Consider the following 532-nt stretch of genomic DNA (forward strand, 5'->3'; position numbering starts at 1 on the left):
CGGCATCCGCGCCATTGAAGAGTTTGGCCCGTACAAAATCCACGGTGACCCTGAGATGATGCGCCGCATGGACGATCTCCTGCAGGGCTTTGTTGCACAACATCGTATGAAGTTACCGGGCACTGCGTATATCCCGTGCTACGAGATCTGCGCATAACCTTCAACACCCGCTAGCAGCGCTATAGCGGTGACAGTTTTGTCCATATCAAAGCCGGATTTGGCGCTTCAGCCAACCGGCTTTTTTAGTGATACCAGTCACATAGCTCANGTCCATATCCAAGCCGGTTTTGGCCTCGCAGCCAGCCGGCTTTTTTAGTGATACCAGTCACATAGCTCACGCAATAACATAAATATCAATTATCTTTCGTCTGGCGAGCCCCAAAACGCAAACGATTACCTCCCAGGGGAAACCGTGATTTATCACCGCAAATTATAATTAGTCATCAGAATTCACTAAAAACAACAGTTTTTATAGCGCAACCCTCGTATCTTCGCGCCCTGTCTTTCATGCCATATGTCGTTAATGTTAGCC

1 protein-coding gene is annotated in these 532 nt (G+C 48.4%); it reads left to right on the top strand.

The window, feature by feature from the left end; all coding sequences use genetic code 11:
* On the top strand, positions 1-157 hold a 157-nt coding region (locus FDX22_RS27700), incomplete at its 5' end, for a pyrimidine/purine nucleotide monophosphate nucleosidase domain-containing protein (RefSeq protein WP_146718082.1).
* Positions 158-532 lie beyond the last annotated feature (375 nt).

This window comes from Citrobacter sp. TBCS-14 (assembly GCF_005280805.1).
GTDB lineage: Bacteria > Pseudomonadota > Gammaproteobacteria > Enterobacterales > Enterobacteriaceae > Citrobacter > Citrobacter gillenii.